23 protein-coding genes, 2 tRNA genes and 1 pseudogene are annotated in these 25,808 nt (G+C 63.4%); 18 read left to right on the forward strand and 8 right to left on the reverse strand.

The window, feature by feature from the left end:
• Positions 1-98: 98 nt before the first annotated feature.
• Genes AC3WLN_RS03175 through AC3WLN_RS03185 form a run of 3 tightly spaced genes read left to right on the forward strand, consistent with a single transcriptional unit; the run spans position 99 to position 2,061 of the window.
• Positions 99-320 carry a hypothetical protein gene (locus tag AC3WLN_RS03175; RefSeq protein ID WP_492479479.1) on the forward strand — a complete coding sequence of 74 codons (222 nt, stop codon included), beginning with the start codon at positions 99-101 and terminating at the stop codon, positions 318-320.
• Positions 317-772 carry a LexA family protein gene (locus AC3WLN_RS03180; RefSeq protein ID WP_492479481.1) on the forward strand — a complete coding sequence of 152 codons (456 nt, stop codon included), beginning with the start codon at positions 317-319 and terminating at the stop codon, positions 770-772. The genes AC3WLN_RS03175 and AC3WLN_RS03180 overlap by 4 nt, the downstream gene beginning before the upstream one ends.
• Positions 769-2,061 carry a Y-family DNA polymerase gene (locus tag AC3WLN_RS03185; protein WP_492479482.1) on the forward strand — a complete coding sequence of 431 codons (1,293 nt, stop codon included), beginning with the start codon at positions 769-771 and terminating at the stop codon, positions 2,059-2,061. Before AC3WLN_RS03180 ends, AC3WLN_RS03185 begins: the two co-directional genes overlap by 4 nt.
• On the opposite strand, the gene AC3WLN_RS03190 is transcribed toward AC3WLN_RS03185, so the two are convergent.
• The 4 genes from AC3WLN_RS03190 to AC3WLN_RS03205 all read right to left on the reverse strand — a co-directional run bounded on the left by AC3WLN_RS03190 (position 2,062) and on the right by AC3WLN_RS03205 (position 3,173).
• Positions 2,062-2,217, reverse strand: a complete 156-nt coding sequence (locus tag AC3WLN_RS03190; protein WP_492479483.1) for a hypothetical protein — start codon at positions 2,215-2,217, stop codon at positions 2,062-2,064.
• Between the two features lie 2 nt (positions 2,218-2,219).
• The gene (locus AC3WLN_RS03195) at positions 2,220-2,354 is read right to left on the reverse strand and encodes a hypothetical protein (RefSeq protein WP_492479485.1); all 135 of its coding nucleotides are present in this window, start codon (positions 2,352-2,354) and stop codon (positions 2,220-2,222) included.
• Between the two features lie 251 nt (positions 2,355-2,605).
• Entirely contained in the window at positions 2,606-2,926 is a 321-nt protein-coding gene (locus AC3WLN_RS03200) for a PsiF family protein (protein ID WP_492479486.1), read from the reverse strand.
• A 147-nt stretch (positions 2,927-3,073) separates the two neighbouring features.
• Positions 3,074-3,173, reverse strand: a tRNA-Arg gene (locus AC3WLN_RS03205).
• Between the two features lie 125 nt (positions 3,174-3,298).
• Between AC3WLN_RS03205 and AC3WLN_RS03210 the strand changes: the two genes are divergently transcribed.
• The 8 genes from AC3WLN_RS03210 (at position 3,299) to AC3WLN_RS03245 (ending at position 14,723) form a co-directional block, all read left to right on the forward strand.
• Positions 3,299-4,537, forward strand: coding sequence for a tyrosine-type recombinase/integrase (locus tag AC3WLN_RS03210; RefSeq protein WP_492479487.1), 1,239 nt, complete (start codon positions 3,299-3,301; stop codon positions 4,535-4,537).
• A gap of 1 nt (position 4,538) precedes the next feature.
• Positions 4,539-5,255, forward strand: coding sequence for a hypothetical protein (locus AC3WLN_RS03215; protein WP_492479488.1), 717 nt, complete (start codon positions 4,539-4,541; stop codon positions 5,253-5,255).
• A 735-nt stretch (positions 5,256-5,990) separates the two neighbouring features.
• Positions 5,991-6,176 carry a hypothetical protein gene (locus AC3WLN_RS03220; RefSeq protein ID WP_492479490.1) on the forward strand — a complete coding sequence of 62 codons (186 nt, stop codon included), beginning with the start codon at positions 5,991-5,993 and terminating at the stop codon, positions 6,174-6,176.
• 296 nt (positions 6,177-6,472) lie between these two features.
• Entirely contained in the window at positions 6,473-7,093 is a 621-nt protein-coding gene (locus AC3WLN_RS03225; protein WP_492479492.1) for a DUF7146 domain-containing protein, read from the forward strand.
• Positions 7,090-8,871 carry a hypothetical protein gene (locus AC3WLN_RS03230; protein ID WP_492479493.1) on the forward strand — a complete coding sequence of 594 codons (1,782 nt, stop codon included), beginning with the start codon at positions 7,090-7,092 and terminating at the stop codon, positions 8,869-8,871. The genes AC3WLN_RS03225 and AC3WLN_RS03230 overlap by 4 nt, the downstream gene beginning before the upstream one ends.
• Positions 8,872-8,993: 122 nt before the next feature.
• Positions 8,994-9,614, forward strand: coding sequence for a terminase small subunit (locus AC3WLN_RS03235; protein WP_492479495.1), 621 nt, complete (start codon positions 8,994-8,996; stop codon positions 9,612-9,614).
• A gap of 396 nt (positions 9,615-10,010) precedes the next feature.
• Complete coding sequence (locus AC3WLN_RS03240; RefSeq protein ID WP_492479496.1) at positions 10,011-12,131, forward strand: site-specific DNA-methyltransferase; 2,121 nt, start codon at positions 10,011-10,013, stop codon at positions 12,129-12,131.
• A gap of 3 nt (positions 12,132-12,134) precedes the next feature.
• Positions 12,135-14,723 carry a DEAD/DEAH box helicase gene (locus AC3WLN_RS03245; RefSeq protein ID WP_492479497.1) on the forward strand — a complete coding sequence of 863 codons (2,589 nt, stop codon included), beginning with the start codon at positions 12,135-12,137 and terminating at the stop codon, positions 14,721-14,723.
• Between the two features lie 116 nt (positions 14,724-14,839).
• Here AC3WLN_RS03245 and AC3WLN_RS03250 read toward each other — a convergent pair whose 3' ends face one another.
• Positions 14,840-15,094, reverse strand: a complete 255-nt coding sequence (locus tag AC3WLN_RS03250) for a thermonuclease family protein (RefSeq protein WP_492479498.1) — start codon at positions 15,092-15,094, stop codon at positions 14,840-14,842.
• Positions 15,095-15,553: 459 nt separating this feature from the next.
• Between AC3WLN_RS03250 and AC3WLN_RS03255 the strand changes: the two genes are divergently transcribed.
• A complete protein-coding gene (locus tag AC3WLN_RS03255; RefSeq protein WP_492479499.1) occupies positions 15,554-15,823 on the forward strand; it encodes a hypothetical protein in 270 nt (89 codons plus the stop codon).
• Between the two features lie 472 nt (positions 15,824-16,295).
• Here the strand turns inward: AC3WLN_RS03255 and AC3WLN_RS03260 are convergent.
• Together AC3WLN_RS03260 and AC3WLN_RS03265 are read right to left on the reverse strand one after the other, a co-directional pair.
• Positions 16,296-16,549 (reverse strand): annotated as a pseudogene (locus AC3WLN_RS03260) (hypothetical protein).
• A 412-nt stretch (positions 16,550-16,961) separates the two neighbouring features.
• Positions 16,962-17,038: transfer RNA gene (locus AC3WLN_RS03265), tRNA-Arg, on the reverse strand.
• Positions 17,039-17,509: 471 nt separating this feature from the next.
• Here AC3WLN_RS03265 and AC3WLN_RS03270 point away from each other — a divergent pair.
• Positions 17,510-19,675 carry a malate synthase G gene (locus tag AC3WLN_RS03270; RefSeq protein WP_492479500.1) on the forward strand — a complete coding sequence of 722 codons (2,166 nt, stop codon included), beginning with the start codon at positions 17,510-17,512 and terminating at the stop codon, positions 19,673-19,675.
• Positions 19,676-19,738: 63 nt separating this feature from the next.
• On the opposite strand, the gene AC3WLN_RS03275 is transcribed toward AC3WLN_RS03270, so the two are convergent.
• Entirely contained in the window at positions 19,739-20,116 is a 378-nt protein-coding gene (locus AC3WLN_RS03275; RefSeq protein ID WP_492479501.1) for a transposase, read from the reverse strand.
• Positions 20,117-20,398: 282 nt separating this feature from the next.
• Between AC3WLN_RS03275 and AC3WLN_RS03280 the strand changes: the two genes are divergently transcribed.
• From AC3WLN_RS03280 to urtE, 5 genes are read left to right on the forward strand one after another with little or no spacing between them, the layout of a single operon-like run.
• Positions 20,399-21,625: a transporter substrate-binding protein gene (locus AC3WLN_RS03280; protein WP_492479502.1), complete on the forward strand. Its 1,227-nt coding sequence runs from the start codon at positions 20,399-20,401 to the stop codon at positions 21,623-21,625.
• Complete coding sequence (urtB, locus tag AC3WLN_RS03285) at positions 21,618-23,261, forward strand: urea ABC transporter permease subunit UrtB (protein WP_492479504.1); 1,644 nt, start codon at positions 21,618-21,620, stop codon at positions 23,259-23,261. Before AC3WLN_RS03280 ends, urtB begins: the two co-directional genes overlap by 8 nt.
• Positions 23,258-24,370: an urea ABC transporter permease subunit UrtC gene (gene urtC, locus AC3WLN_RS03290; protein WP_492479505.1), complete on the forward strand. Its 1,113-nt coding sequence runs from the start codon at positions 23,258-23,260 to the stop codon at positions 24,368-24,370. The genes urtB and urtC overlap by 4 nt, the downstream gene beginning before the upstream one ends.
• Positions 24,367-25,077, forward strand: coding sequence for an ABC transporter ATP-binding protein (locus tag AC3WLN_RS03295; protein WP_492479506.1), 711 nt, complete (start codon positions 24,367-24,369; stop codon positions 25,075-25,077). The genes urtC and AC3WLN_RS03295 overlap by 4 nt, the downstream gene beginning before the upstream one ends.
• A complete protein-coding gene (urtE, locus tag AC3WLN_RS03300) occupies positions 25,074-25,802 on the forward strand; it encodes an urea ABC transporter ATP-binding subunit UrtE (RefSeq protein WP_492479507.1) in 729 nt (242 codons plus the stop codon). The genes AC3WLN_RS03295 and urtE overlap by 4 nt, the downstream gene beginning before the upstream one ends.
• Positions 25,803-25,808: the final 6 nt, after the last annotated feature.

Below are 25,808 nucleotides of genomic sequence, written 5' to 3' on the forward strand. Positions count from 1 at the left end.
GGCGTGCACAGCGCTGGCAGATTGGCCGCGGCAGGGTCTTGAGCCGAGACCATTCGCTGTGTTTGTTCTTCTTTCGTTCTATCAGGCGAGAGGCGAAGATGCACGGACGAATTGCCGACCGACCCCTCACCGAGGCTGAGCAAATTGCGGGGGCCTACACCGCGGCTGCCTGCAACGATCCGTGGGCGGCACTCGTCCAGGTCATCGCCGATGCTCTTGCCGATTTGGACGAGGCCGAGCGCCAGACGGCGCAGCAGCGCCGCCTTATCTCGCGGGGCTACATTCGCGACAGTGCGATCTTCTCGGATCATGGCCGATGAAGCTGCTGCAGATCGCACAGCTTCCGCCACACAGCGCCGGCACGGTCCGCATTCCGATCCAGGGGGCCGCGCTCTGTGCGGGCTTTCCGTCGCCAGCCGACGATTTCCTCGAGGGCTCGCTTGAACTGCCGCGCTGGCTCGCACCCAACCCGCCGGCGACCTTCGCCTGGAACATCTCGGGCGATTCCATGCGCGGGGCCGGCATCTTCGACCGGGATCTGGCGGTGGCCGACCGCAGCCTCAAGCCCGGTAACGGCAGCGTCGTCGTGGCGATCGTGGACGGCACCATGAGCCTGAAGCGCCTCGTCATCGAGGGCAACGTCGCGCGCCTCGCCTTCGACAATCCCGACCTGCCGGCCTTCGCCGTCGAGGATCTGATCGAGGGCGAGATCTGGGGCGTCGTGCGCTTCTCGATCCGTTGGCACGTCGCCCGCGCCGGGCTGGTGCGATGAGCCGGGCGATCGCGCTGATCGACGGCAATTCGTTCTACTGCTCCTGCGAGCGGGTGTTCGACCCAAAGCTCGCCCGCGTTCCGGTCATCGTGCTCTCGAACAATGACGGCTGCGCCATCGCCCGCACCGCCGAGGCCAAGGCGCTCGGGATCAAGATGGGCGATCCCTGGTTCAAGATCCGCCAGCAGTGCCAGCGCGAGGGCGTGCGCGTCTTCTCCTCGAACTACACCCTCTACGGCGACATGAGCGCCCGCACGAATGCGGTCTACCGGGACTTCTCGCCGGCGGTGGAGGTCTACTCCATCGACGAGAGTTTCCTTGACCTCTCGGACGTGCGCGACCGAGACCGGGTGACGCTCGCGCGAGACCTCCGCGCGACGGTGCGGGCCTGGACCGGCATCCCGACCTGCGTCGGCATCGGCCCGACGAAGACGCTGGCGAAGCTCGCCAACCACATCGCGAAGTCCATCCCGGATCTCGACGGGGTCTGCGACCTGACCGACCCCGTGGCCTACGACCATTGGCTCTGCCGGATCTCGGTGGCGGAGGTCTGGGGCATCGGCCGGGCCTCGCTCGCCAAGTTGATCGGCCTCGGCGTCGACACGGTCGCGGACCTGCGCGACCTCGACCCGCGCCCGGTCCGGAAAGCCATGACAGTGGTGGGCGAGCGCATCATCTACGAGCTGCGCGGGCTGGCCTGCCTGCCGCTCGAACTCCTGCCGGCCCAGCGCAAGGGCTGCGCCGTGACCCGCTCGTTTTCCCGGCGCATCACCGAGCGCGAGACCCTGGAGCAGGCAGTCGCCGCCCATGCGACGCGGCTCGGCGAGAAGCTCCGGCGCGGCGGCCTTGGCACCACGCATGTGTCGGTCTTCTATCATACGAGCGAGCACGACCGCGGCGACCCTATGCGCTCGATCTCCACGACCGTGACGCTGCCGGAGGCTACGAACGACACGTTGGCGCTGATCAAGGCGGCGCAGGCTGGCGTGGCGCGCACTTGGCGCGAGGCGCCGGGTGCGCGACCCTGGCGCTACAGCAAGGCCGGCGTGGTCACCACCGACCTGAAGCTACTGGCGGACGCGCCGCGGGCGCTGATCGGTCAACTCGACCGCGAGCGCAGCGCGCCGCTGATGGCGGCTATGGACGCCTGCAACGCACGCTTCGGCCGGGGAGCCGTGGTTCCGGCAAGGGCGGGGCTCACCGAGAAGCGGACCTGGTCGACGAAGTTCGAGATGCGCAGCCCCCGCTACACCACGCAGGTGACGGAGTTGCCGACGGCGCGGGCATGATCACCCTCCGATCCAGGTGAGCAGGCCGGCAATGGCCGCGCTGCATGCCAGGATGCCGAGCATAACGAACACCATCCACATCAGCAGATGCCCGTGCCGTCGCTGCTCGTGTTCGCGCTCGGCGGGTGTCGGGCGATATCTGCGAGGTTCGCGCATGCTCAGCCGTCCAGCGTGTCCGGGCGGCCCTCGGCGATATGGCGCGCGGTTTCCCGTCCGACCTCGATGAGAAGCGCGCGGACCAGGGTCCTGATCATCTCCTGGCCGAGCCCGTCGGCGATCTCGCCGATTGCCACCGCATGCGCTCCCATCTTCACGATAGGCGCGGCATCGCCGGCGAACGCAGGTGATCCATTGGCCATGCGCAGGTGATCCGTTTGATGCATTCTAAGATTGCATCACAACCCAGAACATATCAATGCGAGAAGCTTACCGCCCGAACGTCCAGAGCGGCACCGCGCCGCTGGGCCGGCCATCTGGCTTCGACCTCCGCGGCCGAACATCCGAAATACGCGAAGTTACCCGAAGCCGCTTTTCGCGCTCGGCTTCAGCCCTTCAGGCAGGTGCTCATGAAGGTTTTGCGCTCCGTGCCCTTGAGGCTCTTGGCCGAGGCGTCGGCGTTGCAGCTCTTCATCTTGGCCTGCTGCGGCGTCAGTTCCTTCGCTGGCGTCGCGGTCTTGCCGGCGAGGCAGTCGGCCATGAAGCCCTTCCGTGCGCTGCCGGCAAGCTTCTGCGAGCCCGCATCGACGTTGCAGCTCTTCATCCGCTCCCGCTGGGCGCTCTGCGCTGCCGATGGGGCTGGTGTCTGGGCGAGCGCCGGAGCTGCGAGGCCGAGGATGATGGGCAGGGCGAAGGTGAGAGCGCGCATCAGGAGGGTGCTCCGGGACAACTTGTCCTACGGTAGCAGGGCCTCCTCAGATCAGCGAGCTAGGGCACATGACCGTCCACAAGCACGGCTATGTGGGCTCACTGTGTGAGATGAGCCGCCTGAGCATAGCTAAGTGCTTGATAATGTTGGCGCACCCGACACGATTCGAACGTGTGACCTTTGCCTTCGGAGGGCAACGCTTCATTAATTTCCCGTGTTTTCTAGTGCTTCCGCAGCTAAGCTGCGCTTTACTAAGCCACTGATTTTAGTATGGTCAATCATGCCTCGGTAAGCAACGGTCGTTTCCCGGAATTCCCGGTTTTTACCTCCTGCTGCTTCCGCAGTGCTTCCGCGGAAGCAGGTTGAGATGGGATGCCGAAGCTAACGAAACGGATCGTCGATGCGGCCGAGCCGCAGGGCCGCGACTATTTCCTATGGTGCGACGAACTCCCGGGCTTTGGCGTGCGCGTGTTTGCGTCCGGTCGGCGCAGTTACCTCGTTCAGTACCGGAATGCAGGACGCAGTCGACGCGTCACGATCGGGCTCCACGGTCCCGTCACGACGGATCAAGCCCGAAAAGAGGCTCTCGCTCTTCTCGGTCAGGTTGCCAAGGGCGCCGACCCTGCAGAGGACCGCGCCACCCTCCGGGCAGCTCTTACGGTCGCAGACCTCTGCGCCGCCTACCTGGCAGCCACAGATAGTGGCCTAGTGATGGGCAAAGGCGGCATGCCAAAAAAGGCATCGACTCTTTACGTTGATCGCGGCCGGATCGAGCGGCATGTCCTCCCACTTCTGGGCAAACGGCTCGTGAAGGATCTGCAGCCGAGCGACATCGCCCGTTTCGTGCGGGACGTTCAGTCCGGCAAAACCGCGGCGGTGATCAGGACCGGCCTGCGCGGCAAGGCAGTCGTGGAGGGTGGTCCTGGCACAGCCGCGCGCACCGCGGGGTTGCTGGGCGGCATTCTCACTTATGCCGTCAGCGAGGGCATCATCTCGGCCAATCCCGCGACCGGCGTGAAGCGTCCCGCTGACAAGCGAAAGACGCGCCGCCTATCCGCTGACGAGTACCGCGCCCTAGGACGCTGCCTGGCTGAAGCCGAAGCCCGGGCCGAGACATGGCAGGGGATTGCCGCCACGCGATTGCTCATGCTGACCGGGTGCCGGCTGCAGGAGATCACGCGTCTGCGCTGGTCTGAAGTAGATATTCCCGGCAGTGCGTTGCGCCTTGAAGATACGAAGGAAGGCGGCTCCACACGACCACTTGGGGCTGCGGCTCGGCTCCTGATCACGAGCTTACCGCGCGTGCCGGGCTCGGCATGGGTGTTCCCTGCACCGCGTGGGACTGGCGCCTTTGGCGGCCTTCCCGGAACGATCGAACGACTGACGGCTCGAGCCGGTCTGCAGGGTGTTGGTGCCCATACCTTGCGCCACTCCTTCGCCAGCACTGCCGGCGATCTTGGATTCAGCGATTCCACTATCGGCGCAATGCTAGGCCACGCCGGCAGAACTCTGACCAGCCGATACGTGCACCATCTCGACAGCGTACTCACCGGAGCTGCCGACAAAGTGTCAAATCAGGTTGCATCTGCATTAGACAGCACGGACGCCTAAGTTGCCCCAGACTGAAAATTTTGGCCCAATTAGCCTTTGGCAACTCGCCCGCATCCTTTCTCCTCTGCGCTGGGCGGCTTACAATCGTGCGTTCAATATCAAGCCTGCCAATCTTGGACTGGGAACACAGCAGCGAGCATACGATGCTGTACGGCATGATCGCCGGAACCGCGATCTGGATGAGTTAGAGCTAATTCGTAAAGAAACAGCTTTCATGGACAGAAGGGCTCAATATCTTAGACAATGGGCGCAATTCAATTTGCTCCCGTGGCTCGAGCAACGGGTTATGACCGAGCTTAAATCTGGTGGGTACTTAATCACCGGGGTTGACCCATTCAATGTCCGGCAGCGCATTGACGTTCTTGATCTTCCAACGCTTTCACTTGAATTTTCCGTCGGCGGAAATGGCATGCACTCCAGTAATCGCCGCTTTGGAGACGTTTCTATTCAGCCAGCTGAGACAATAAGGCCTTCCAAAGTCGAGCGAGGGGGCCGCAAACCGGGCCAGCCGGCAGCCCGTGAACTATGGAAGGACGCGCAAGAAATTTTGATTAGCGCAGATCCTGCAATCTTTAGTTCCAATGGGCGGAGCGGGGGCATTAACGTTTCTGCTCTCGCGAGAATGCTGAAAGCAAGGCCCCGATGGAAGGATTATTCGGAGAAATACATTCAGGATCTCATTAGGCCGGACTGTGCAAAATGGATGCGAGAGCGCTGAGTTCAGGGCTCCAGGAATCTGGAATGGCTGATTTCTGGGTTTGCCCTTAACTCCGATCTGCCTCCATCAAGAGACATTACCAAACACTCCAGGTGATGTCCCATGATCGAACGTTCCACTCCGCTTTATCGCCGGCTTAGGCGCAAGGAGGCTTCCGCTTACCTGCACGAAATTTGGGGTATTTCCCGCTCGACGGCGACTCTCGCAAAACTAGCCGTCGTCGGAGGTGGACCGCGCTTTCAGAAAGCTGGGCGGGTACCTCTCTATCCTATTGTCGAGCTAGACAATTGGGCCGGCAGTCTCCTCTCTCCACTTAAGACTTCTACGTCTGACACCGATAGCAATAGCCTTGTTCGATCCTAGTTCTATCGAATCAATCATAACATAAACATAATGCTGCCTAAGATTATTCGTCTATAATTGAATAAAAAACGTTCTACGCGCGCGGTCTTAAGGCTATTTCTAGCGAAGAGCATCCGCGTGACTTGATAATAGAACGTCAGCGGCGACAGCAATTGCTCGGCAGAGTGAGAAGGTTTGATGTCATGAAATCTAGAATGCTTTCGGAGGCGCTTCGTGCGCCTGATAGAACACGTCTGCAATCCGCTGCGGAAGGCAATCGGTGGGGTGCCGCTGATGGGCGCTGCCCGATTCCGCCGGACGCGCCAGGCGGTGATCCCCTAGACCAGCGCTGCGCTCGTCCTGGTTCAGTCTGTCGGTCGCTTTCACGCAGTTATGTTACTGAAGCCCGGCGATGTCACGCCCACGTTCGAGTGCTGCCGTCTGTCCCTCGCCGATGCCATGCAGGACGCCTGCGAGCGCGCTCAAGCGTGCGGCTGGCGCTTCGTCGGCGTCCGCGATGAGGACCACGCCAAGCTGGTCGCAAGCTTTCTGCCCCAGACTGACGAGGACGTGGTGTGACCCTATCCCTCTCTGAATTAGCCCGAGCCCTTGGCGGTGAAGTCGTCGGGAGGCAGGTTCTCGCCCCCGGCCCCGGCCACTCGCGCCGCGATCGGAGCCTGTCCGTCCGTCCATCTGAATTCTCCCCGGACGGGATCCTCGTGCATAGCCACGCGGGCGACGACTGGCGTCCCTGCCGCGATCATGTGGTCGCCGCCCTTTGCAGGGCTTTTGATCGGTGGCGCCAAGCGCGCAAGGCCGATCCAGCTGAGGTTATCGGCCGTCAGCAGGCTTGGCGACAGGCTAAGACAGCCGAGATGGCGGAGGCCGCCGCCAGACACCGCCGCGTCCTGGCCATCTGGGAGGGCGCCGTCAGTCCGCGTGGCACGGTGGTGGAGTTCTATCTTCGCTCCCGCGCCCTCGACCTCCCCGGCGAGGTTGCGAGCTCCGTCCTGCGGTTTCATCCGCTCTGCCCTTGGGAAGGTGGCACGGTTTTAGCAATGGTCGCGCTCTTCCGGGACATCGGTACAGGCGAGATCACGGGCCTCCATCGCACAGCTCTAACTCTCGACGGCCAGAAGATCGGGCGGAAGATGCTTGGCAGGGCCGCCGGCGCCGCGATCAAGCTGGACGCCGACGAGGACGTAACGCTCGGCCTGCACATCGGCGAGGGCGTTGAGACGTGCCTTGCCGCCCGGCAGCTCGGCTTACGGCCGGCTTGGGCGCTTGGCAGCGTCGGCGCGATCCGATCCTTTCCCGTCCTCTCTGGCATCGAGGCGCTCACGGTCCTCGCTGAGACCGGTGATAGAGGCGCTAGCGAGGCTGCGGCGTACGTGGTCGGCGTCCGCTGGTGCCGCGCCGGCCGAACGGTTGACATCATTACACCGCGGGTTGCCGGAGACCTGAACGATGCCTTGCGCACGGAGGCGGCGCGATGACCCTCAGCGGCCCCTATGACGAGGACCAGCGCTACGCTCGTCGGCACTTTGAGCTCGATCCCAAGGACAACCGTTTCCTCCCGTCCCCAGAGAACGGCAACAAAGTTGGCTCTGATGCTGAGGTGGTTCCGGCGCTGCAGGCAAAAACGAAAAAACGCAAAAGCAACCGCCCGAAAGGCGACGCTTCCTGTGACCTGCCAGTCATCGAAATCTCGGCCGGCGAAGTGCCCCGCCTCATTCGGGAAACCGAGACGCTGCTTCTGGAAGCTGGTGTCGAGATCTACACGCGCGCCGGCTTTCTGGTGCGGCCCGTGGTCGACAGCGTTCCGACCAGTAAGGGGCGCACTACCACGATCGCGAGCTTACGTCCGTTCTGTCAGGCCAGCCTTGCTGATCACCTTTCCCGCGTGATCCGCTATCGCCGCTACGATGCACGCTGTGAGGATTGGGTCGACACCAATCCGCCGAGGGACATGATTGCCTCCATGCTCGTGCGTGAAGGTGAGTGGCGCTTGCTCCCCGTTGCTGGGATTATTACGACGCCGACCCTGCGACCAGACGGAACGGTGCTTTCGCAGCCTGGCTACGACCCGGCGACCCGACTCTTCCTAGCTCGCGATCCGACCCTCAAGCTGCCGCCCCTATCAGATCAACCGACCTGGGTAGAGGCAGAACAGGCCCTACGTCTCCTCGAAGATCTGCTCGTAGGCTTTCCCTTTGTTAAGCCCGTCGACAAGGCCGTAGCGCTGTCGGGCATCCTTACTGCAGTCATTCGCAGCACGCTTCCTGTGGCTCCGCTCCACGCTATCCGGGCGCATAGTCCTGGCACTGGCAAGAGCCTCCTCGTGGATATCGCTTCAGCAATCGCCACCGGCCGGCAATGCCCTGTCATCGCGGCAGGCAAGACCGAAGAGGAGACCGAAAAGCGCCTCGGGGCACTGCTACTTGATGGTGCGCCTGTCATCTCAATCGATAACGTCAACGGTGAACTTGGCGGAGATGTGCTTTGTCAGATAACCGAGCGCCCGATCATTAGGGTGCGTATTCTCGGACAAAGCAAAGCACCAGATATCGAGTGCCGCTCCTCAGTCTTCAGCACCGGCAATAATATGGTGCTGATCGGCGACATGACCCGGCGCACCGTATCATGTACCCTTGATGCAGGTGTCGAGCGGCCAGAGCTGAGAGAGTTCAACTTCGACCCGGTCGACTGGGTGCTGGCCGATCGCGGCGCCTACGTAGCGGCGGCATTGACCGTCATCCTAGCCTACCGCTCTGCCGGCTCGCCGGTCGTATGCGGTTCGATTGGCAGCTACAATGACTGGTCGGCAACGGTGCGCGCGCCCCTAATCTGGCTCGGCCATGCCGATCCCGTCGCCAGCATGGAAACGGCTCGCGAAGAAGACCCGGTTTTATCAGCGATCCGCGAATTTTTCGAGTACTGGAACGATAATCTATATCTCAACTCGCCTTACACAATAAACGGCATAGTTCAGTTCGCTTGCAACAAGACAACCGAAACGGATAGTTTCCGTATGCCAGATTTTCGCGACCTTCTGCTTAGAGTGGCCGGCAAAGGTGGCAATGTGAATACTGCTGATTTGGGTCGCTGGCTCAAACAGATCAGCGGTCGGGTCGTGAATGGCTTCAAACTGGAGACAAAGATCGATCCGAAGCGCGGTAATAAATACTATTTACGGAAAGAGGCAAATCCCCCTCAGAACAGCAACGCAGATGGTCACCTCCTCGAGGCTTCTGGGGGGATCAGGGGGGATTGAGGGGGAGTTCCAGCCCGCCCGTCCGCGTCTGTCAGAAGATAGAAAATGACAGTTTACACCATTCGCTTTGTAGCTCCCCCCTACTCCCCCCCAATCCCCCCCTTTCTGAAGTTGGCGGTCCCATGAAGACAAAGGACATCCGGCCGCTCGACGGTATCGAAGACCACGAAGCGGCCCTCATTAAGCACTCTGGATTGCCGTTGGATGAGCAGGTGTTCGTCACCAGCTACATGCGACACCGGTCGATCGCTCGCGCCGCGCGAGACGCTGGGTTCACACGAGCACGCGACCGACATGATCAGCGCGATACAGGCGCGCGTTATCTGGCCAAGCCGGTAATCCGAGACTTGGTCCATGCCATGATCGCCAACCGGCTGAAGCGACTTCAGGTGACGCCTGTCATTATTGAGCAGGAGCTGGCCAAGGTGGCGTTCGCCTCTGTCGGCAGCTTTTTGAGGGTGCAGCCGGACGGTACCGCCTACTTGGATTTCACTTACGCAGACGCTGAGCAGCTCGCCGGGCTGAAGGGGTTCAAGTGCAAGGTCGTGCATCAGCCCAGCGATGACGTGGGGGAGGCGCGCCAGGTGCTCCACATGGAGGTCCACATGGCCGACAAGCTGGGCGCCCTCGACAAGCTAGCGCGCATTCACAGGATGATCGCCCACAACGACGATGCAGTGGCGGTCGCCGTGGACATCGCGGACGCGATCCGAGCCGCACGGGTGCGGGCCGGGCTTGAGTAAGGTGGGATTGAGCGATCTGGTACGCCGGCAGACGGCCTCTCACTTTGAGTCAACGTCGGCGACGCAAGCCGCCGAACCTATCTTGGCCGAAATAACGAGCGTCTAGCCGAGACCTTCGCGGCCCCGGACAGGGTGGAGAGATTGAAGGCGATCAATATACGCCGGGCCGAGACGCCGTTCAGCGATGATGAAGGTAGTGGCGAGAGGCGAAAGGCGGGACTAAGGCTGATGCAAGGAACGCGCGCCCGGTCCGCTAGATCCTGGCCACTAGCTGTGCTCGCGCTTGTCGGCGCCGTGCTCATACTCTTCCCGTTTGTGGCTGTTCTTGCATAGCACCTCTTTTCCTGCGCATCACGGCTAACCGTGTAGCGGCAAGGGAGGGAATGAGGTGGTAGCGTGTCGCGTCTGACAGATTTGATCGCTCGGGCAAAAGCAAGAGACAGCGCGCTTGGAGAAGAACTGGAGCGCGAGTTCAAGGCTCTGGCAGCGCGGCGCGCTTTCGGATTGAACTTCGAGCGGCACCGCCCCGAGAGTGTGGAGTTGCCTGGACGCCCCGTGCGGCGTGGCGACAAGGTGCGCATACTGCCGGCAAGGAAGACGGTTGGGCACGCAGACCAGCGTCTATGGCGCGTGATCCGGTTAGAGGGCGAAAGCGGGGCAAGAACGGCTCAGGTGGCTCTGATCGACGCCGAGCTGCCGGAGGCAACTGAGGTTTCGGTCGATGATCTGGTTGTGGTGGCCGAGTTCCGCGAGTTCATTTACCCCGGGCTTGTCAGCACAGGAAAGGTTAATCGTGGAGGAGACAAGCCGTTCCAAACGGTAGTCAACGGTGAGAATTTTCATGTACTAGAGGCGTTAACCTACACTCATCGCGGTAAGATTGACGCCATCTACATTGATCCTCCCTACAATTCAGGCGCAAGCGACTGGAAATACAACAATAATTACGTCGGAGAAGAAGATCTCTACCGGCATTCTAAATGGCTCGCGTTTATGGAGCGCCGATTGCTCGCAGCAAAGGAGCTTTTAAAGGAAGATGGCTCGACATTAATTGTCACAATCGACGAGAAAGAACATCTTCGGCTAGGATTGTTACTTCAGCAGCTCTTCCCCAGCGGTCGAATTCAGATGGTTTCGACGGTGATCAACCGGAAGGGGAACGCTCGAAGGGGTGAGTTCGCTCGCTGTGAAGAATACTTGTATTTCGTTCGCTTTGGAGAAGTAAGCGTTCCCGCATGGCAGACGGACATGCTTGGGGATAGCGAAAGCGAAAAACAAAGTGTCGACGTTCGTTGGAAAAGTCTTCTTCGACTGGCTTCAACCGGGCAGACATCAGGCAGATTCAATCTCTTCTTCCCTCTTTATTTTGACAGAAAAACATTAGCTTTCGAGCAGGCTGGCAATCCTATACCCGATGGGATAGACATTGAAAGCGTCCCTACTCCAGCAGGTCTCTCCGTTCTTTGGCCAATATCCAAAGATGGTAGCGATGGCCGGTGGTCCTTAAGCCTTCCGAAGTTTAATGATTACTTGAAGAAAGGCTACGTCAAATTCGGTGGAAAGAACGGCGGAGGACGAACTCCCTATTATCTGATGTCCGGGCAAATAGCATCGATTGAAAGTGGATATTTAGTAATAACCGGACGCGATAAAGACGGTGCCGTTATTGTTGAAAGTCGGACCGAACAGAAGCAGCCTAAAACGGTTTGGAATCTTGCTTCGCATTCAACATCAGGTCATGGAACCGCTTTACTGCGGGATTTGATCCCCGGTCGAAAATTTCCTTATCCAAAATCGGTTTACGCCGTCGAAGATGCGCTACGCTTCGCCGTCGGAACTCGTCCGAATGCCATCATCCTCGATTTCTTCGCCGGCTCTGGTACCACAGCCCATGCCGTGATGCGTCTGAACCGGCAGGATGGTGGCCGGCGCCAGTGTATCTCGGTCACTAACAACGAGGTTGCAGCCGACGAACAGGCGGCTCTGCGCAAGGATGGCCTGCGCCCAGCGGACCCGGACTGGGAGAAATGGGGCATTTGCGACTATATCACCAAGCCACGCATTGCCGCCGCCATCACTGGCAGAACACCAGAGGGCAAAGATGTTGTGGGCGACTACAAATTCACAGACGAATTCCCAATGGTTGAGGGGTTCAAAGAAAATGCTGAGTTCTTTACTTTGACATATGAGGCTTTGGTTGCGGTTAGCCACAATCTTGCCTTCCAGCGCATCGCCCCGTTGCTATGGATGCGTGCTGGGTCGGAAGGTCGCCGGATCAACGACCTTCCGAACACGGGATGGGAAGTTTCCGACACCTACGGCCTACTTGTGGACCTGGACCGCGCGACAGCGTTTTGTGAGGCGGCGGCCGCCCGACAGACCCTGCGCATCGCTTACATAGTGACAGATGACGATCGTCGGTTTCAGGCAGTGTCGCGCGCGCTGCTCGACAGAGTCGAACCGGTACGACTCTACGAGTCCTATCTCACGAATTTTCGTTTCTCTATGGGCCGCTGAGCCATGAAGTTCACCCTTAAGGAATATCAGGAAGAAGCCGTTCGCGAGGTGCTTATGAACCTCAAGAAGGCTTCACGGCGCTGGCGCGAGGATGGCGATAAGCATGCCTTCTCGCTCACGGCCACCACGGGGGCAGGCAAGACCGTCATGGCGGCGGCCGTCTTCGAGGCACTATTTCACGGAGATGACAACTACGATATCGAACCTGATCCGGGTGCGGTGGTGATCTGGTTCAGCGACGATCCCTCATTGAACGAGCAGTCGCGGTTCCGCTTGCTCGAAGCATCGGACCGCCTGTCGATATCTAATCTCACGGTTGTGCAAAGCACTTTTCAACGCGAGGTGTTGGAACCAGGGAAGATCTATTTTCTAAACACTCAGAAGCTGGGTAAGTCGAGCCTCTTGGTGCGTGGGCATGACGCCGATAGCGAGGGGATCGAAAAAGGCAGCCAGCTCAGGCTAATACCCGACAGCCGGTCTTTCACCATTTGGGACGCAATCCAGAATACCATTGATGACCCGGCGCTGACACTCTACCTCGTGCTCGACGAGGCGCATCGCGGTATGCGCGCACCAAGTGGCGCTGGCGAGAAGTCCACTATCGTCAAGCGTCTGATCAACGGCTCGGGTACGGTCTCCGGAATTCCGGTCGTCTGGGGCATCTCAGCCACGGTCGAGCGGTTCACCGCAGCGGTGACTGACATGCAGGGTCGTGCGACCCTACCGAACGTTGTGGTGGATTCTGCCAAGGTCCAGGCGTCGGGTCTGCTGAAAGATACGATCATTCTCGACGTGCCCAAGGACGCTGGGCAATTCGATACCGTCCTGGTTCGCCGGGGCACCGACAAACTGAGAGAAATCTCGGCCGCCTGGGAAACTTATGGCGAACAACAGGACGACGCCGAAACTGTGTTGCCCCTGATGGTGCTGCAGGTGCCGAACTCGCCCGACCTCAATGACATTGGTAGGGCTCTCGACACGATTTTTATGCAGTGGCCAGGCCTGCCAGAAGATGCGGTGGCGCATGTGTTTGGAGAGCACTCCATCCAGACCTTTGGCCGTCATACCGTGCCCTACATCACGCCCGAACGTGTTCAGGAATCGACCTGGGTCCGGGTGCTGATTGCGAAGGACGCCATCAGCACCGGCTGGGACTGTCCGCGGGCCGAAGTTATGGTTTCGTTTCGTCCGGCGCGGGACAAAACGCATATCATGCAGCTGCTGGGACGCATGGTGCGTACGCCGTTGGCGCGACGGGTCCCTGGCAATGAGCGGCTTAACTCAGTCGACTGCCTGTTACCATTCTTCGACGAAGCTTCGGTTAAGGACGTTGCCAAAGCGCTCATGTCAGGTGGAGAAGGCGGCGAGGATCTGCCGGGTCGCCGCGTCCTGATCAACCCTGTCGAGCTGAGGCCCAATCCATCGGTCCCAGAAGAGGTGTGGGACAAGCTGCTAACGCTTCCGTCTCAATCTCTACCGAAGCGGCATGCTCGTCCCGTAAAGCGACTCACGTCGCTTGCGCATGAGCTTGCGGTGGACGGACTGCTCGAGGACGCTGGCAAGGCTGCCCACGCGGAAATGCACAAGGTGCTCGATGGTGCTAGGGCGCGTTTCAAGGCGGAAATCGAGACAGCCCGCAGATCTGTGTTGACGGTCGAAGGCAAGAGCCTGAAGGCCGACTTGAAGGGCGGGGGCATGTCCTTCGACGACTTCCTTGAGGAAGCCGACTACGCGGTGATCGAAGATGCGTATCGCAGGGCAGGCCGCGCGATTAGCCCCGATCTCGCCACGTCATACAGCGGCTACCTCGCTCGGAATGAAGGCGACGGGGACGACATGGAAGCCGCGCTTATCGAGGCGCATGTCATAATTGCAGCCCTTGGGTTGGTCGTCGGCGTCCGAGAGATGCTGAAGGCCGAGGCCGAGAAGCTGGCAAACCAATGGCTCACTCGCTTCAGGGTCGACATCAAGAACCTTTCAGATGAACGCCAGGACGTATTTCGGCAGATCCGGGAGATGAGTGCCAATCCGATGGATGTGGATCTGGCGCGTCCGACGTCATGGATGCAGCCGACAACGTTCCGGGAGGCGAACGGTCCAGAGACACCGTTGCCAACGTTCGAAAGGCACATGTTATGCGATGAGCACGGGCTGTTTCCCGAGGATTTCAATTCATGGGAAGGTGAAGTCGTGAAAACAGAACTCGCGCGGACGGGAGTCGTTGCTTGGTACCGCAATCCGTCTCGTGCAAGTCAAGATTCACTCGGAATTATCTACGAGGATGGTGGAGATCCGAAGATTGTCCGACCCGATTTTGTTTTCTTCGTTAAGCAAAGCGATGGTACGGTCACAGCAGATATTGTGGATCCACATGGTATTCAGTTCGGTGACGCGATACCGAAGCTAAGAGGGTTGGCGAAGTACGCCGAACGCTTTGGCGACAGCTATCGGCGCATTGAAGCAATTGCGAAGCTTGGCAGCAGATTTCGCGTTTTAGATTTGAAGGAAGTGTCAACGCGTGCCGCAGTTTACGCTGCGGCCAATATAAGGGCGTTATACGAGGGCGAAATTTCCTCCGACTACGTACCTTGAAAACTGTACCAGCTTCTTGCGCTGGGGGTCGCACAGGTCCGCTCACCGCGAGCCTGGCGGACCTCCTCAAGTGAAGGCTCAAGTCAGAAAGCCGCCCAAAGATGTTGGCTCAAGGGTCAGCTGTGTGAGATCGGCGTAGAGCCGATACGGTTGGAGAGCGCCAGCGCTGCGCCCCGACCACACGGATAGTCCTCGCCGGCCGCATTCTGGCAGATCTGTGCGCCCTCACGTGCATTGATGCCGTGGAGCCGGATGCGTGAGCCGCGGATCTCGAGGGTATCACCGTCGATGACCGTGGCACGGCCGACGATCCGCTCGGCGACTGCGGGCGTGGTGAGGAGCAGGAAGGCAAGGAGGGGCAGGGTGCGCATGCCGGCGCTGTAGCATGCGGACGGATTAAGTGCTGTACGGCTTGTCAGGCCAGCAGAGAATGACCGACCATGGGCAAGCCGACAGAGCCGTATGTCACGTTGTGGGTTGAAAGTTATGAGCCGATGAGCACAGCTGGCCTACATGGCGCCGTCCACATACGGCCGACTGCAGACAGCGGCTATCCAGCGGCTCTCCACGTCCGCTGCTCAAAAGCCTTCAGCCGCGAATATCCCGTAGGAACTCGGTTCAAGATCAGGGCCAAGCTAACGGACAAAGAGGGCGGGGGAGAGTTTCTGCACTCAGACCACCGTTGGGCACCTCTCGCGATTGAGAAGCCCTGAGACATGCTCACCTCGCTTCCCAGGGAAGGCCTCGGAATTGAGGCGGAGCACCCCATATACCCACGCTCCGGGTGGGCTCGCTAACTGATACCGTCAGCTACCCTATAGGAGGCTTCTTTGGACACTAATACTTTCCCTCAACACGCTTATAGTTTAATTCTTACACACAATCCCCACAAAGATGACCTATCATCTGTAGAGCATTGGGAGTCCGACGTTGGCGTCGGAGCAGAAGATTGGGTTTCTCCAAAGCAGAGAGCTAAAGCTATTTCGACAAATGATTTTTGGACCTTGGAATGGACGATTGACCCTGAAAAGGAAGAAAATCAAAGCTTGATTGCGGCAGATCTCGACACATTACTTAAGGCAGCTAAGAATATTGCTTGAGAAATTGCGCAAAACTTGTGTTGCAAGGACTGACTCGTTTATGAGAAGCGGCGAACCTATGTGTCGCCGCCTCCGTTAGGCTGAGTTGACGCGGCTACTTCGTCAGGCCCCAAGATCCCATACACCCGCGGCGGGCTCTGCCTCAACGACAATGGTGCGGTATGGCTTTAGTCTACCGTAATTGTCTGACCAATCGGTACGCTCAAGCCCAAGACGACAGGACCGATTTAGTCCTTCTGCCACCAATTTGGCCAGTTCCGGCGAGGCTGCTGTTTGGCCTACCTCGCTGCGATCGACCAGGTTTATTACGCGGTAAGTCGCGTCCATCTAACTCTCCGTTTGTCTGTGTGTACGGCCTCCGAAAGGATCCGCAGACGAAGAGGTGGGACTAATTGGCATGAACGTCAAGCTGCGATCCAAGCGGCTCACTGTGCCGAACCCCTTGGTGCATTTGCTTCATAAGGCCACCGTTTTAGCCAGCCTGCAAGCTCTCGGCAAAATCGTCCAGCACTTCACCGGACTGGCCGAGGATCGTGACGCCCTCAAGCTCGCCGGTCTCGTCGTCCGCCATCACGCGGAGCGCCGCCGTGCCGGCGTGCGGCCGGCGATCGCCTCGGCCTTCTTCAGCGCGCCGCTCTCGGTCGGCGAGACCTTGCGGTCGCCTGACACCAGACGCTTGCGCTTGATCGTGAACGTCTGGATCAGGAACGTCGTCTTGATCGTCATAGTCCCATTGCCCTTCAGGCTGCTTGGCGCTGCTCACGCACGTCGGTGAAATTCAGGGTGCCGATATGCCGGCCGCTGCCGTCGTGGATGTCGACGATCCATTTCGACCAATCGAGGCGCCAGCCGCACACTGGGCTTCAGGGTCATGAAGCCCTGGCGCCAAGCTGCGACGTCGGGATGCTCGATTGAGAAGGCGGGTGAGGCTGACATGCCATCCGGCGGCTAAGGTGGGCCGGATCGGATAGGGGCTGATGCTTAAGCGTCTATAACCGGGCAGGCGAATCATAACTCGCTCTGACGGGCGGGCGTGCGGTCCGTTATACGAAAAAGAAGATTCGTGCCGCTTGCTTCCGCAGCGCTTCCGCAAGCCATTTTGGCCTGAGCATGAGCCGATCTAAGTGCTTGGTTTTATTGGCGCACCCGACACGATTCGAACGTGTGACCTTTGCCTTCGGAGGGCAACGCTCTATCCAGCTGAGCTACGGGTGCTGACCGTGTCGCTCTGGTAACCGATGCGGGGGCTCCGCGCAACGGGTCTTTGGAAGCCTCCAGGCGCGATGGGATGTCTGCGAGGGCTCCGGAGGCGAAGGTCAGATGTTCGGGACCGTGTCGGGTGCGTGGGCCGTGAGACGGCGCCGTTTCTGCGCTGGGTGCTGCGGCCGATGCGGACACGGTTCGGCTGCGCCGCGCGGTGTGCGCCGTGCCGAGGTCGTTTGGCGACAGCGCCGGAATCGCGTCAGCGGTTCGATCGAGTAACGCGTGCCTGCCTTCGCCGTTGCCGGGCGCGGGGGCTGGCTCGGCTGCGACGCGGGTGAGGCCCAACAGGCACCGCAAGGGGCACGAAGAGCGTGGCATGAAGAGATCGCGGATGTGTCACGCTCGGCGTCCTCTTCCGTCTACCTTGCGGATTTCTCGTCTGCTACCGAGGCGCTGCTTTCGCAAGACGTTGAGAGATTTCGTATGGACCGGGTGAGTATCGGCGGCCTGAACGTGGCGCGTGGGCTCCACGACTTCGTGGTCGGGGAGGCGCTGCCCGGGACCGGGATCTCGCCGGAGGTGTTCTGGGGAGGACTCGGCGCCATCGTGCGCGACCTGACGCCGAAGAACCGCGCCCTGCTCGCCAAGCGCGGCGCCCTTCAGGATCAGATCGACGCCTGGCACCGGGCGCGCGCGGGCAAGCCGGTCGAACAGGCGGCCTACAGCGCCTTCCTGCGCGAGATCGGCTACCTGCTCCCCGATCCGGGTTCCGTCAGGGTGCGCACCGAGAACGTCGACGACGAGATCGCCCGGATCGCCGGGCCGCAGCTCGTCGTGCCGATCTCGAATGCGCGCTACGCCCTGAACGCGGCCAATGCCCGCTGGGGCTCGCTCTACGACGCGCTCTACGGCACCGACGCCGTCTCGGAAGAGGGCGGCGCCGTCCGGGGACCGGCCTACAATCGCACGCGCGGCGCCCGCGTCGTCACCCGCGCCCGCGCCTACCTCGATCGCATGGTGCCCCTGGCGGGCGGACGCCACGCCGACGTCGTCACCTACGCGGTGGAGGACGGCCAGCTCGTCGGCAACATGAACAGCGGCGACACCCTGCCGCTCGCCCGGCCCGACGCCTTCGCCGGCTATCGCGGGCGCGCCGGCATGCCGTCGGCGCTGCTCCTGCGCCACCACAACCTGCATATCGAGATCGTCATCGACCGCACCCACCGGATCGGCCGGTTCGACGCGTCGGGGGTCGCCGACATCCAGCTCGAATCCGCGATCTCGACCATCATGGATCTCGAGGATTCGGTCGCGACGGTCGATGCCGAGGACAAGGTCGCGGTCTACCGCAACTGGCTCGGGCTCATGAAGGGCACGCTCTCGGCGACCCTGCAGAAGGACGGGCGCACCCAGGAGCGCCGCCTCAATCCGGATCGGCACTACATCGCGCCGAACGGCGGCGAGGTCGTCCTGCCGGGGCGCTCGCTGATGCTGGTGCGCAACGTCGGTCACCACATGGACACGGATGCGGTTCTGGACGCCGAGGGGCGGGACATTCCGGAGGGCATCCTGGACGCGGCCCTGACGGCCGCGATCGCGATCCACGACCTGCGGGGCGAGTCCGCCGTCCGCAACAGTCGGACGGGCTCGGTCTACATCGTCAAGCCGAAGATGCACGGTCCCGAGGAGGTCGCCTTCGCGGCCGAGCTGTTCGACCGGGTCGAGGGGATGCTGGGGCTCGAGGCCGACACGCTCAAGATGGGCATCATGGACGAGGAGCGCCGCACGACGGTGAACCTGGCGGCCTGCATCGCGGCCGCGGCCGGGCGGGTGGTGTTCATCAACACCGGCTTCCTCGATCGGACCGGGGACGAGATCCACACCGCGATGGAGGCCGGTCCGGTCATCCGCAAGAACGACATGAAGGCGACGCCCTGGATCAAGGGCTACGAGGAGAACAACGTCGACGTCGGGCTCGCCTGCGGCCTTCTCGACCGGGCGCAGATCGGAAAGGGCATGTGGGCGGCGCCCGACGCCATGGCCGACATGCTGATGCAGAAGGGCGCGCATCCGAAGGCCGGCGCGAGCACGGCCTGGGTGCCGTCCCCCACGGCCGCGACGCTCCACGCCCTGCACTACCACGAGACGGACGTCCGCGCGCGCCAGGGGGAACTCGCCCGCCGTCCCCGCTCGGCCCTCGACGAAATCCTGCAGATCCCGCTCGCCCAGTCGAACTTCGCCCCCGACGACGTGCAGCAGGAGGTCGAGAACAACGTCCAGAGCATCCTCGGCTACGTTGTGCGCTGGATCGACCAGGGGGTGGGCTGCTCCAAGGTCCCGGACATTCACGACGTCGGCCTGATGGAGGACCGCGCCACCTTGCGGATCTCGTCCCAGCACATCGCCAATTGGCTCCGCCACGGCGTCGTGAGCGAGGCGGAGGTGATGGAAACGCTGCGGCGCATGGCCAAGGTCGTCGACCGCCAGAACGCCGGCGATCCCCTCTACCGTCCCATGGCCCCGGCCTATGACGGTCCGGCCTTCGCGGCGGCCTGCGATCTCGTGTTCAAGGGCCGCGAGCAGCCGAACGGCTACACGGAGTGGATTCTCACCGCCCGCCGCCGGGAGGCGAAGGCGGCGGCCGCCTGACGCGCCCGGGGCCGGAACGCCGTTGGCAGAGGCGGTCCGCTCTCAAAAGGAGACGCGCATCGATCAATGTCCGGTCGCGGTCCTGACGGAGGCGTAGCGCCCGATCGAGGCATGGCTGCCACGGAAGCGCGGTGGGGCGATGGGCGGCGACGGCGGCGCGGCGGCCCTCGTCCGGCTTCGGGTCGGCTCGTCCGTGCGTGCGAGCGCCAGCAGGGCCTGCCGGAGTGCGCCGATCTCGCTGCGCAGGCGCGCATTCTCCCGCTCGACCTCGCCAAGGCGCGCGACAGCCGCCGGCGGCAATCCCCCGAAGCGCCGACGCCAGCGGTAGAACGTGCCGAGGGAGACATGCGCGGTGCTGCAGATCGCGGCGATCGCCGTTCCGTTCTCCGCTTCCCGCAGGAGGAAAGCGATCTCTTGATCGGTGTGTCGGGATCGACGCATGCACGAAGGCCCTCGCGCGGTGAACCGAGACGGTCCTGAGGGTCCTGAGCAAGAAACGAACCGCCGGCCCGTGGCGCTGAGAAGTCGAATGCGCGCGCCGCGCCTGCAAACGGCGCGCGCTCCGCTGATGCAAATTTTGACGTTTACGATGCTCGACCGCACGCCCGATGTGCGGAACGCCGCGGTTTTGCGCAAGGCACGTCGGCTCTGCAGTCTATTTGGCCTTCCTCAGAACTCTCACAACTCTGACAATCCAGCCCGTCACGGGACGAGGCGAGAGCGATGGTCGAATTCACGAGACGCGGCTTCCTGGGAACGGCGGCGACCCTGTCCGCGCCCGCCATCATCCGCCCGGCCTGGGCCGCCGACACGGTCAAGCTCGGCTGCCTGTTCTCGTCCTCGGGCACCATGGCCAACCTCGAAGGACGCCTGAACCACGTCGTGCGCATGGCGGCCGACGGGATCAACGCCCGGGGCGGGGTGAACGGCCGGCGCATCGAGGTGGTGACGTCCGATCCGGCCTCGGACTGGCCGCTCTACGCGCAGATCGGCCGCCAGATGCTGCAGCAGGAAAAGGTCGCGGCCCTGTTCGGTTGCTGGACCTCCGTCTCGCGCAAATCCGTCCTGCCGGTGGTCGAGCAGAACGACGGGCTGCTGTTCTATCCCCTCCACTTCGAGGGCGACGAGAATTCGAAGAACATCGTCTACGTGAATTCTCCGCCGGCCAGCTCGGTGCTGCCGGCGGTCGATTACCTGATGGGGACCGAGGGCGTCGGCGCGAAGCGCTTCTTCATGATCGGCTCGGACTACGTCTGGCCGCGCACCATCAACAAGCAGCTCAAGGCCTACTGGAAATCCAAGGGCGTGGCGGAGACGGCCTGGCGCGAGGAGTACGTGCCGCTCGGCTTCTCCAACTTCCAGACCCTGGTGAACCAGATCCGCAGCTTCGCCGCGGAGCCCGGCGGTCAGCCCATCGTCGTGCTCACCGTGGTGGGCTCGTCGATTCCCGACTTCCTGCGCGAATTCGCCAACCAGGGCATCCGCGCCACCGACGTGCCGATTCTCGGCCTCGACATGGTGGAAGCCGATCTCGAGGGCCTCGACACCGCGCCCCTCGTCGGACACCTCAATTGCTGGGCCTATCTCCAGGCGGCCAAGGCCGAGGCCAACGCCCGGTTCCTGTCCGAATGGGCGGCCTACGTGAAGGCCAAGTCCGTGCCCTTCAGCGCCGACACGGTCATCGATCCGATGGTCTCGGCCTATGACAGCGTCCAGCTCTGGGCGCTGGCCGCCGCCAAGGCCGGCAGCTTCGACGTGCCGGAGGTGCGCAAGGCCTTCGCGGGCCTGAGCTTTGCCGATCCGTCCGGCTACACGCTGACGATGACGGGCGAGAACAACTACGTCGCCCGGGGCGTCTTCATCGGCTCCGTCAACGAGAAGCAGAGCTTCGACATCCTCTGGCAGTCGCCCGACGCCCCCAAGCCCGTGCCGTTCAGCCCGTATGGTTGAGGGCTGGGAACGGTTCAGGGCCGGGCTGTGCGGCCTCCTGCTCATGGCCTGCTGCCTGGCGGTCCAGCCCGCCTCCGCGGCGGGGCCGCCGCTCGATCGGGCCGCCTTCGCCGCGGCCCTGTGCGGGGACGGCGCGGCGCAGACGCGGGCCGTCGAATCCCTCCTTCGCAGAGCGGCGGATATCGACACGGCTGACCTGACCTGGGCGGCCACGACGCTGCGCGCGCTTCTCGACCGCCGCCTCGCCTGCCTCGGCGAGACGGCGTTGCTGCTCGACCGGGCGGGCGCGGGCGAGGGCACCGAGGCCGCGGGCGGTTCGATCCGCCCGGCCTCGGGCGGCCGCTCCCCGGTGCTCGGCCTGCGCCAGCGCGCCCTCGTGGAGACCGCGTTCGGGGCCGCGACCCTTCTGACCGCACCGGGCGTCGAGGCGCGCCGGATCGGCCTGGCGACCCTGGAGCGTCGGATCGGCTCGGTGCCGGACGATGTGCTGCTGCGGGCGCAGGCCGCCGAGAGCGATGCCGGCCTGCGGGCCTCCATCGGGGCGGTCGCACAATCCGCGGCCCTGTCGTCGCCCGATCCCGCCCGTCGCCTCGCCGCGATCCGCGCGGTGTCCGACGCGCCCTCGGGGGCGGCCTCCTCGCGCCTCTCGGCCCTCCAGACCGACCCGGCCTATCGCACCGATCCGGCCTTCCGTGCGGCCCTCGACGAGGGCCTCGCCCGGGTCGGGCGCGCCGTCGCGATCGGGAACGGTCTCGCCGTGCTCTACAACGGCCTGAGCTTCGCCAGCATCCTGTTCATGGCCGCCGCCGGGCTTGCGATCATCTTCGGGCTGATGGGGGTGATCAATCTCGCCCAGGGCGAGTTCATCATGATCGGCGCCTACGCCACCTACGGGGTGCAGGAGCTCGTCCGCCGGTTCGCGCCGGGCTGGCTCGACGCCTATCTCCTCGCCGCGATCCCGGTGGCGTTCCTGGCCTCGGCCCTGGTCGGCATCGTCATCGAGGCCCTGATCCTGCGCCACCTCTATCGGCGCCCGCTGATGAGTCTCCTCGCGACCTGGGCCGTGAGCCTGTTCCTGGTCAACGGGGTGCGGTTGGCGGTGGGATCGCAGAACCTGCAATTCGCGATGCCGCCCTACGTCAGCGGCGGCGTGCCGCTCTACGCCGATTTCGTCGTCACCTGGAACCGCCTCTTCGCCATCGCCTTCGCGGCCGTCACCCTGCTGCTCACGCTGCTGATCCTGAAGCGCACGCCGCTCGGGCTCGACATCCGCGCCGTGACCCAGAACCGCGGCATGGCCGCCTGTCTCGGCATCCGCACCCGCCGGGTCGACCGGCTCGCCTTCGGATTCGGCTCCGGACTGGCCGGTCTCGCGGGGGTGGCCCTCTGCCCGATCTACAGCGTCAATCCCGGCATGGGCGCCACCTTCATCGTCGACAGCTTCATGGTGGTGGTGCTCGGCGGCGTCGGCACCGTGGTCGGAACCCTGGTGGCGGCCCTCGGCATCGGCGGGGCGAACGTGCTGATCGAACCGCTTTACGGCGCGGTCGCCGCCAAGGTGATCGTGCTGGTCGGCATCATCCTGTTCCTGCAGCGTCGGCCCGAGGGATTGTTCGCCGTGAGGCGCCGGCGATGAGCGCGACCCTGGACGTGGCGGGCGGTGCGCCGGGCTGGCGGATCGGCCCGGCCCTCGGGGGCGATCCCTTGCTCGCCGGACTCATAGCCTTGATCGTCGCGACCGCGATCGGGCTCCTGGCGCTGCAGCCCGCCCCCTATCTCGTCAACATGGTCGGGCAGCTCGCGGCCTTCGCGATCCTGGCCGTTTCCCTCGACCTCGTCTGGGGCTATCTCGGCATCCTCAGCCTCGGTCACGGCCTGTTCTTCGCCATCGGCGGCTATGTCTGCGCCATGCACCTCCTGGCGCATGCCTACGCGGTCACGGGCGTGGCGCCGGACCTGATGCAGTTCATGGGCTGGAAGAGCCTGCCGCTCTACTGGGCCGGAATGACCAGCGCGTCCTACGCCCTGGCCCTCGCCCTGGTGCTGGCGGTGGGGGTGGCCTTCGTGTTCGGCCTCGCCTCGTTCCGCTCGCGGGTGAACGGGGTCTACTTCTCGATCATCAGCCAGGCTCTCGTCTACGTCGCGATGCTGCTGATGTTTCGCAACGATACCGGTCTGGGCGGCAACAACGGCATGACCGGCTTCCCGCTCCTGTTCGGCTGGCCGATGGGCGCCCCCGCCGTCGTCACGGGCCTGGCCGTCGCGGCCCTCCTCGTCCTCGCGGGCGTTCTGGTCGGCGCACGGGCCCTGGTGGTGAGCGGGCTCGGCCGCCGGATGCTCGCCTGCCGCGACGACGAGGCCCGCCTGCGCACCCTCGGCTACGGCACCACGCGGCTGAAGCTCGGAATCTGGTGCCTGTCCGCCGGCATCGCCGCGCTGGCGGGCATCCTCTACGTGCCCCAGGTCGGCATCATCAATCCGCGGATTCTCAGCCCCGATCTCTCCATCGAGATCGCCGTCTGGGTCGCGATCGGCGGCATGGGGCGGCTCGGCGGCGCGGTGATCGGGGCCGTGGCGGTGAACGCCCTGAAGTTCTGGCTCAGCGCGGCGATGCCGGAGGCCTGGCCCTTCATCCTCTCGGGCCTCGTCCTCGTGGTGGTGCTCGGATTGCCCAACGGCCTGCTCGACCTCGCCGGCCTCCGCCTCAAGCCGACCTGGCTGCGACGGGACGGAGCGCGGCCATGAGCGCGCTCGTCATCGACAATCTCAGCGTCGTCTTCGGGGCCTTCCAGGCGCTCGATTCCCTGTCGCTCGCCGTCGATCCCGGCGAGGTCCGTGCCGTGATCGGCCCGAACGGGGCGGGCAAGACCACCCTGCTCGACGCGATCACGGGGATCGCCCGGGCCAGATCCGGGCGGATTCTCCTGGGCGACACGCAGGACCTGACGAAGCGCTCCGAGGCCGAGATCGCCCGGGCCGGCGTGCGCCGGAAATTCCAGAAGCCGAGCGTCTTCCCGGCCCTGACCGTGCGCGAGAACCTGGTCATCGGGTGCGGTCCCGAATGCCCGGCGCGGGAACGGGCGGGCCGCCTCGCCTCCGCCCTCGCCGAGACCGGCCTGGAGGCCCGCGCCGACACCCGCGCCGGCGCCCTGGCGCATGGCGAGAAGCAATGGCTCGAGATCGGCATGGTGCTGGCCTCGGAGCCCCGCGTCATCCTCCTCGACGAGCCGGTGGCCGGCCTGTCCGATGCCGAGACCGCCCGCACCGCCGAACTGATCGGCACGCTGCGCCGGCCCGACCGGGCCATCCTGGTGATCGAGCACGACATGGCCTTCGTCGAGGCGGTGGCCGACCGGGTCACCGTGCTGCACGAGGGCCGAACCCTGTTCGAGGGCGGCATGGCCGCCGCCCGGGCCGATGCCCGCGTGATCGAGGTCTTCCTCGGCCGATGAGCAGCGTCCCCGCTTCCCCGCTCGCCCGCCCGGCCGGACTCGCCGTGTCGGGGCTCGACCAGCATTACGGCAGCGCGCAGGTGCTGCGGAAGATCGACTTGGCCGTCGCGCCGGGGGCCTGCCTCGCCGTGCTCGGGCGCAACGGCGCCGGCAAGACCACGCTGCTGCGCTGCCTCACCGGTTCGATTCCGGCGAGCCGCGGGACGATCCGGCTCGACGGGGCCGAGATCACCCGGCTGCCCACGGACCGGCGCGCCCGTTCAGGGCTCGCCCTCGTTCCCCAGGGCCGCGAGATCTTCGGCGATCTGACCGTCGCCGAGAACCTGCGCGTCGCCGCCCGCGCCCATGGGCTCGAGCGCAGCGGCGCCATCGAGGAGGCCGTGGCCCTGTTCCCGGCCCTGCGCGACCTCTGGCACCGCCCGGGCGGCAATCTCTCGGGCGGCCAGCAGCAGCAACTCGCCCTCGCGCGTGCCCTGACGACGCGTCCCCGCATCCTGCTCCTCGACGAGCCGACGGAGGGCATCCAGCCGTCCATCGTCTCGGCCATCGAGACGGTGATCGAGAGCCTCAAGGGCCGGATCACCGTGGTCCTGGTGGAGCAATACCTCGATTTCGCGATCCGGCTCGCCGACGCCTTCGTCGTGCTCTCGCGCGGCAGCGTGGTCGAGCAGGGCGCGCGCGAAACCCTGACCCACGCCGCCGTCTCGCGTCACATCGCCGTCTGACCCGAC

Source organism: Methylobacterium sp. FW306-05-D, assembly GCF_058782155.1.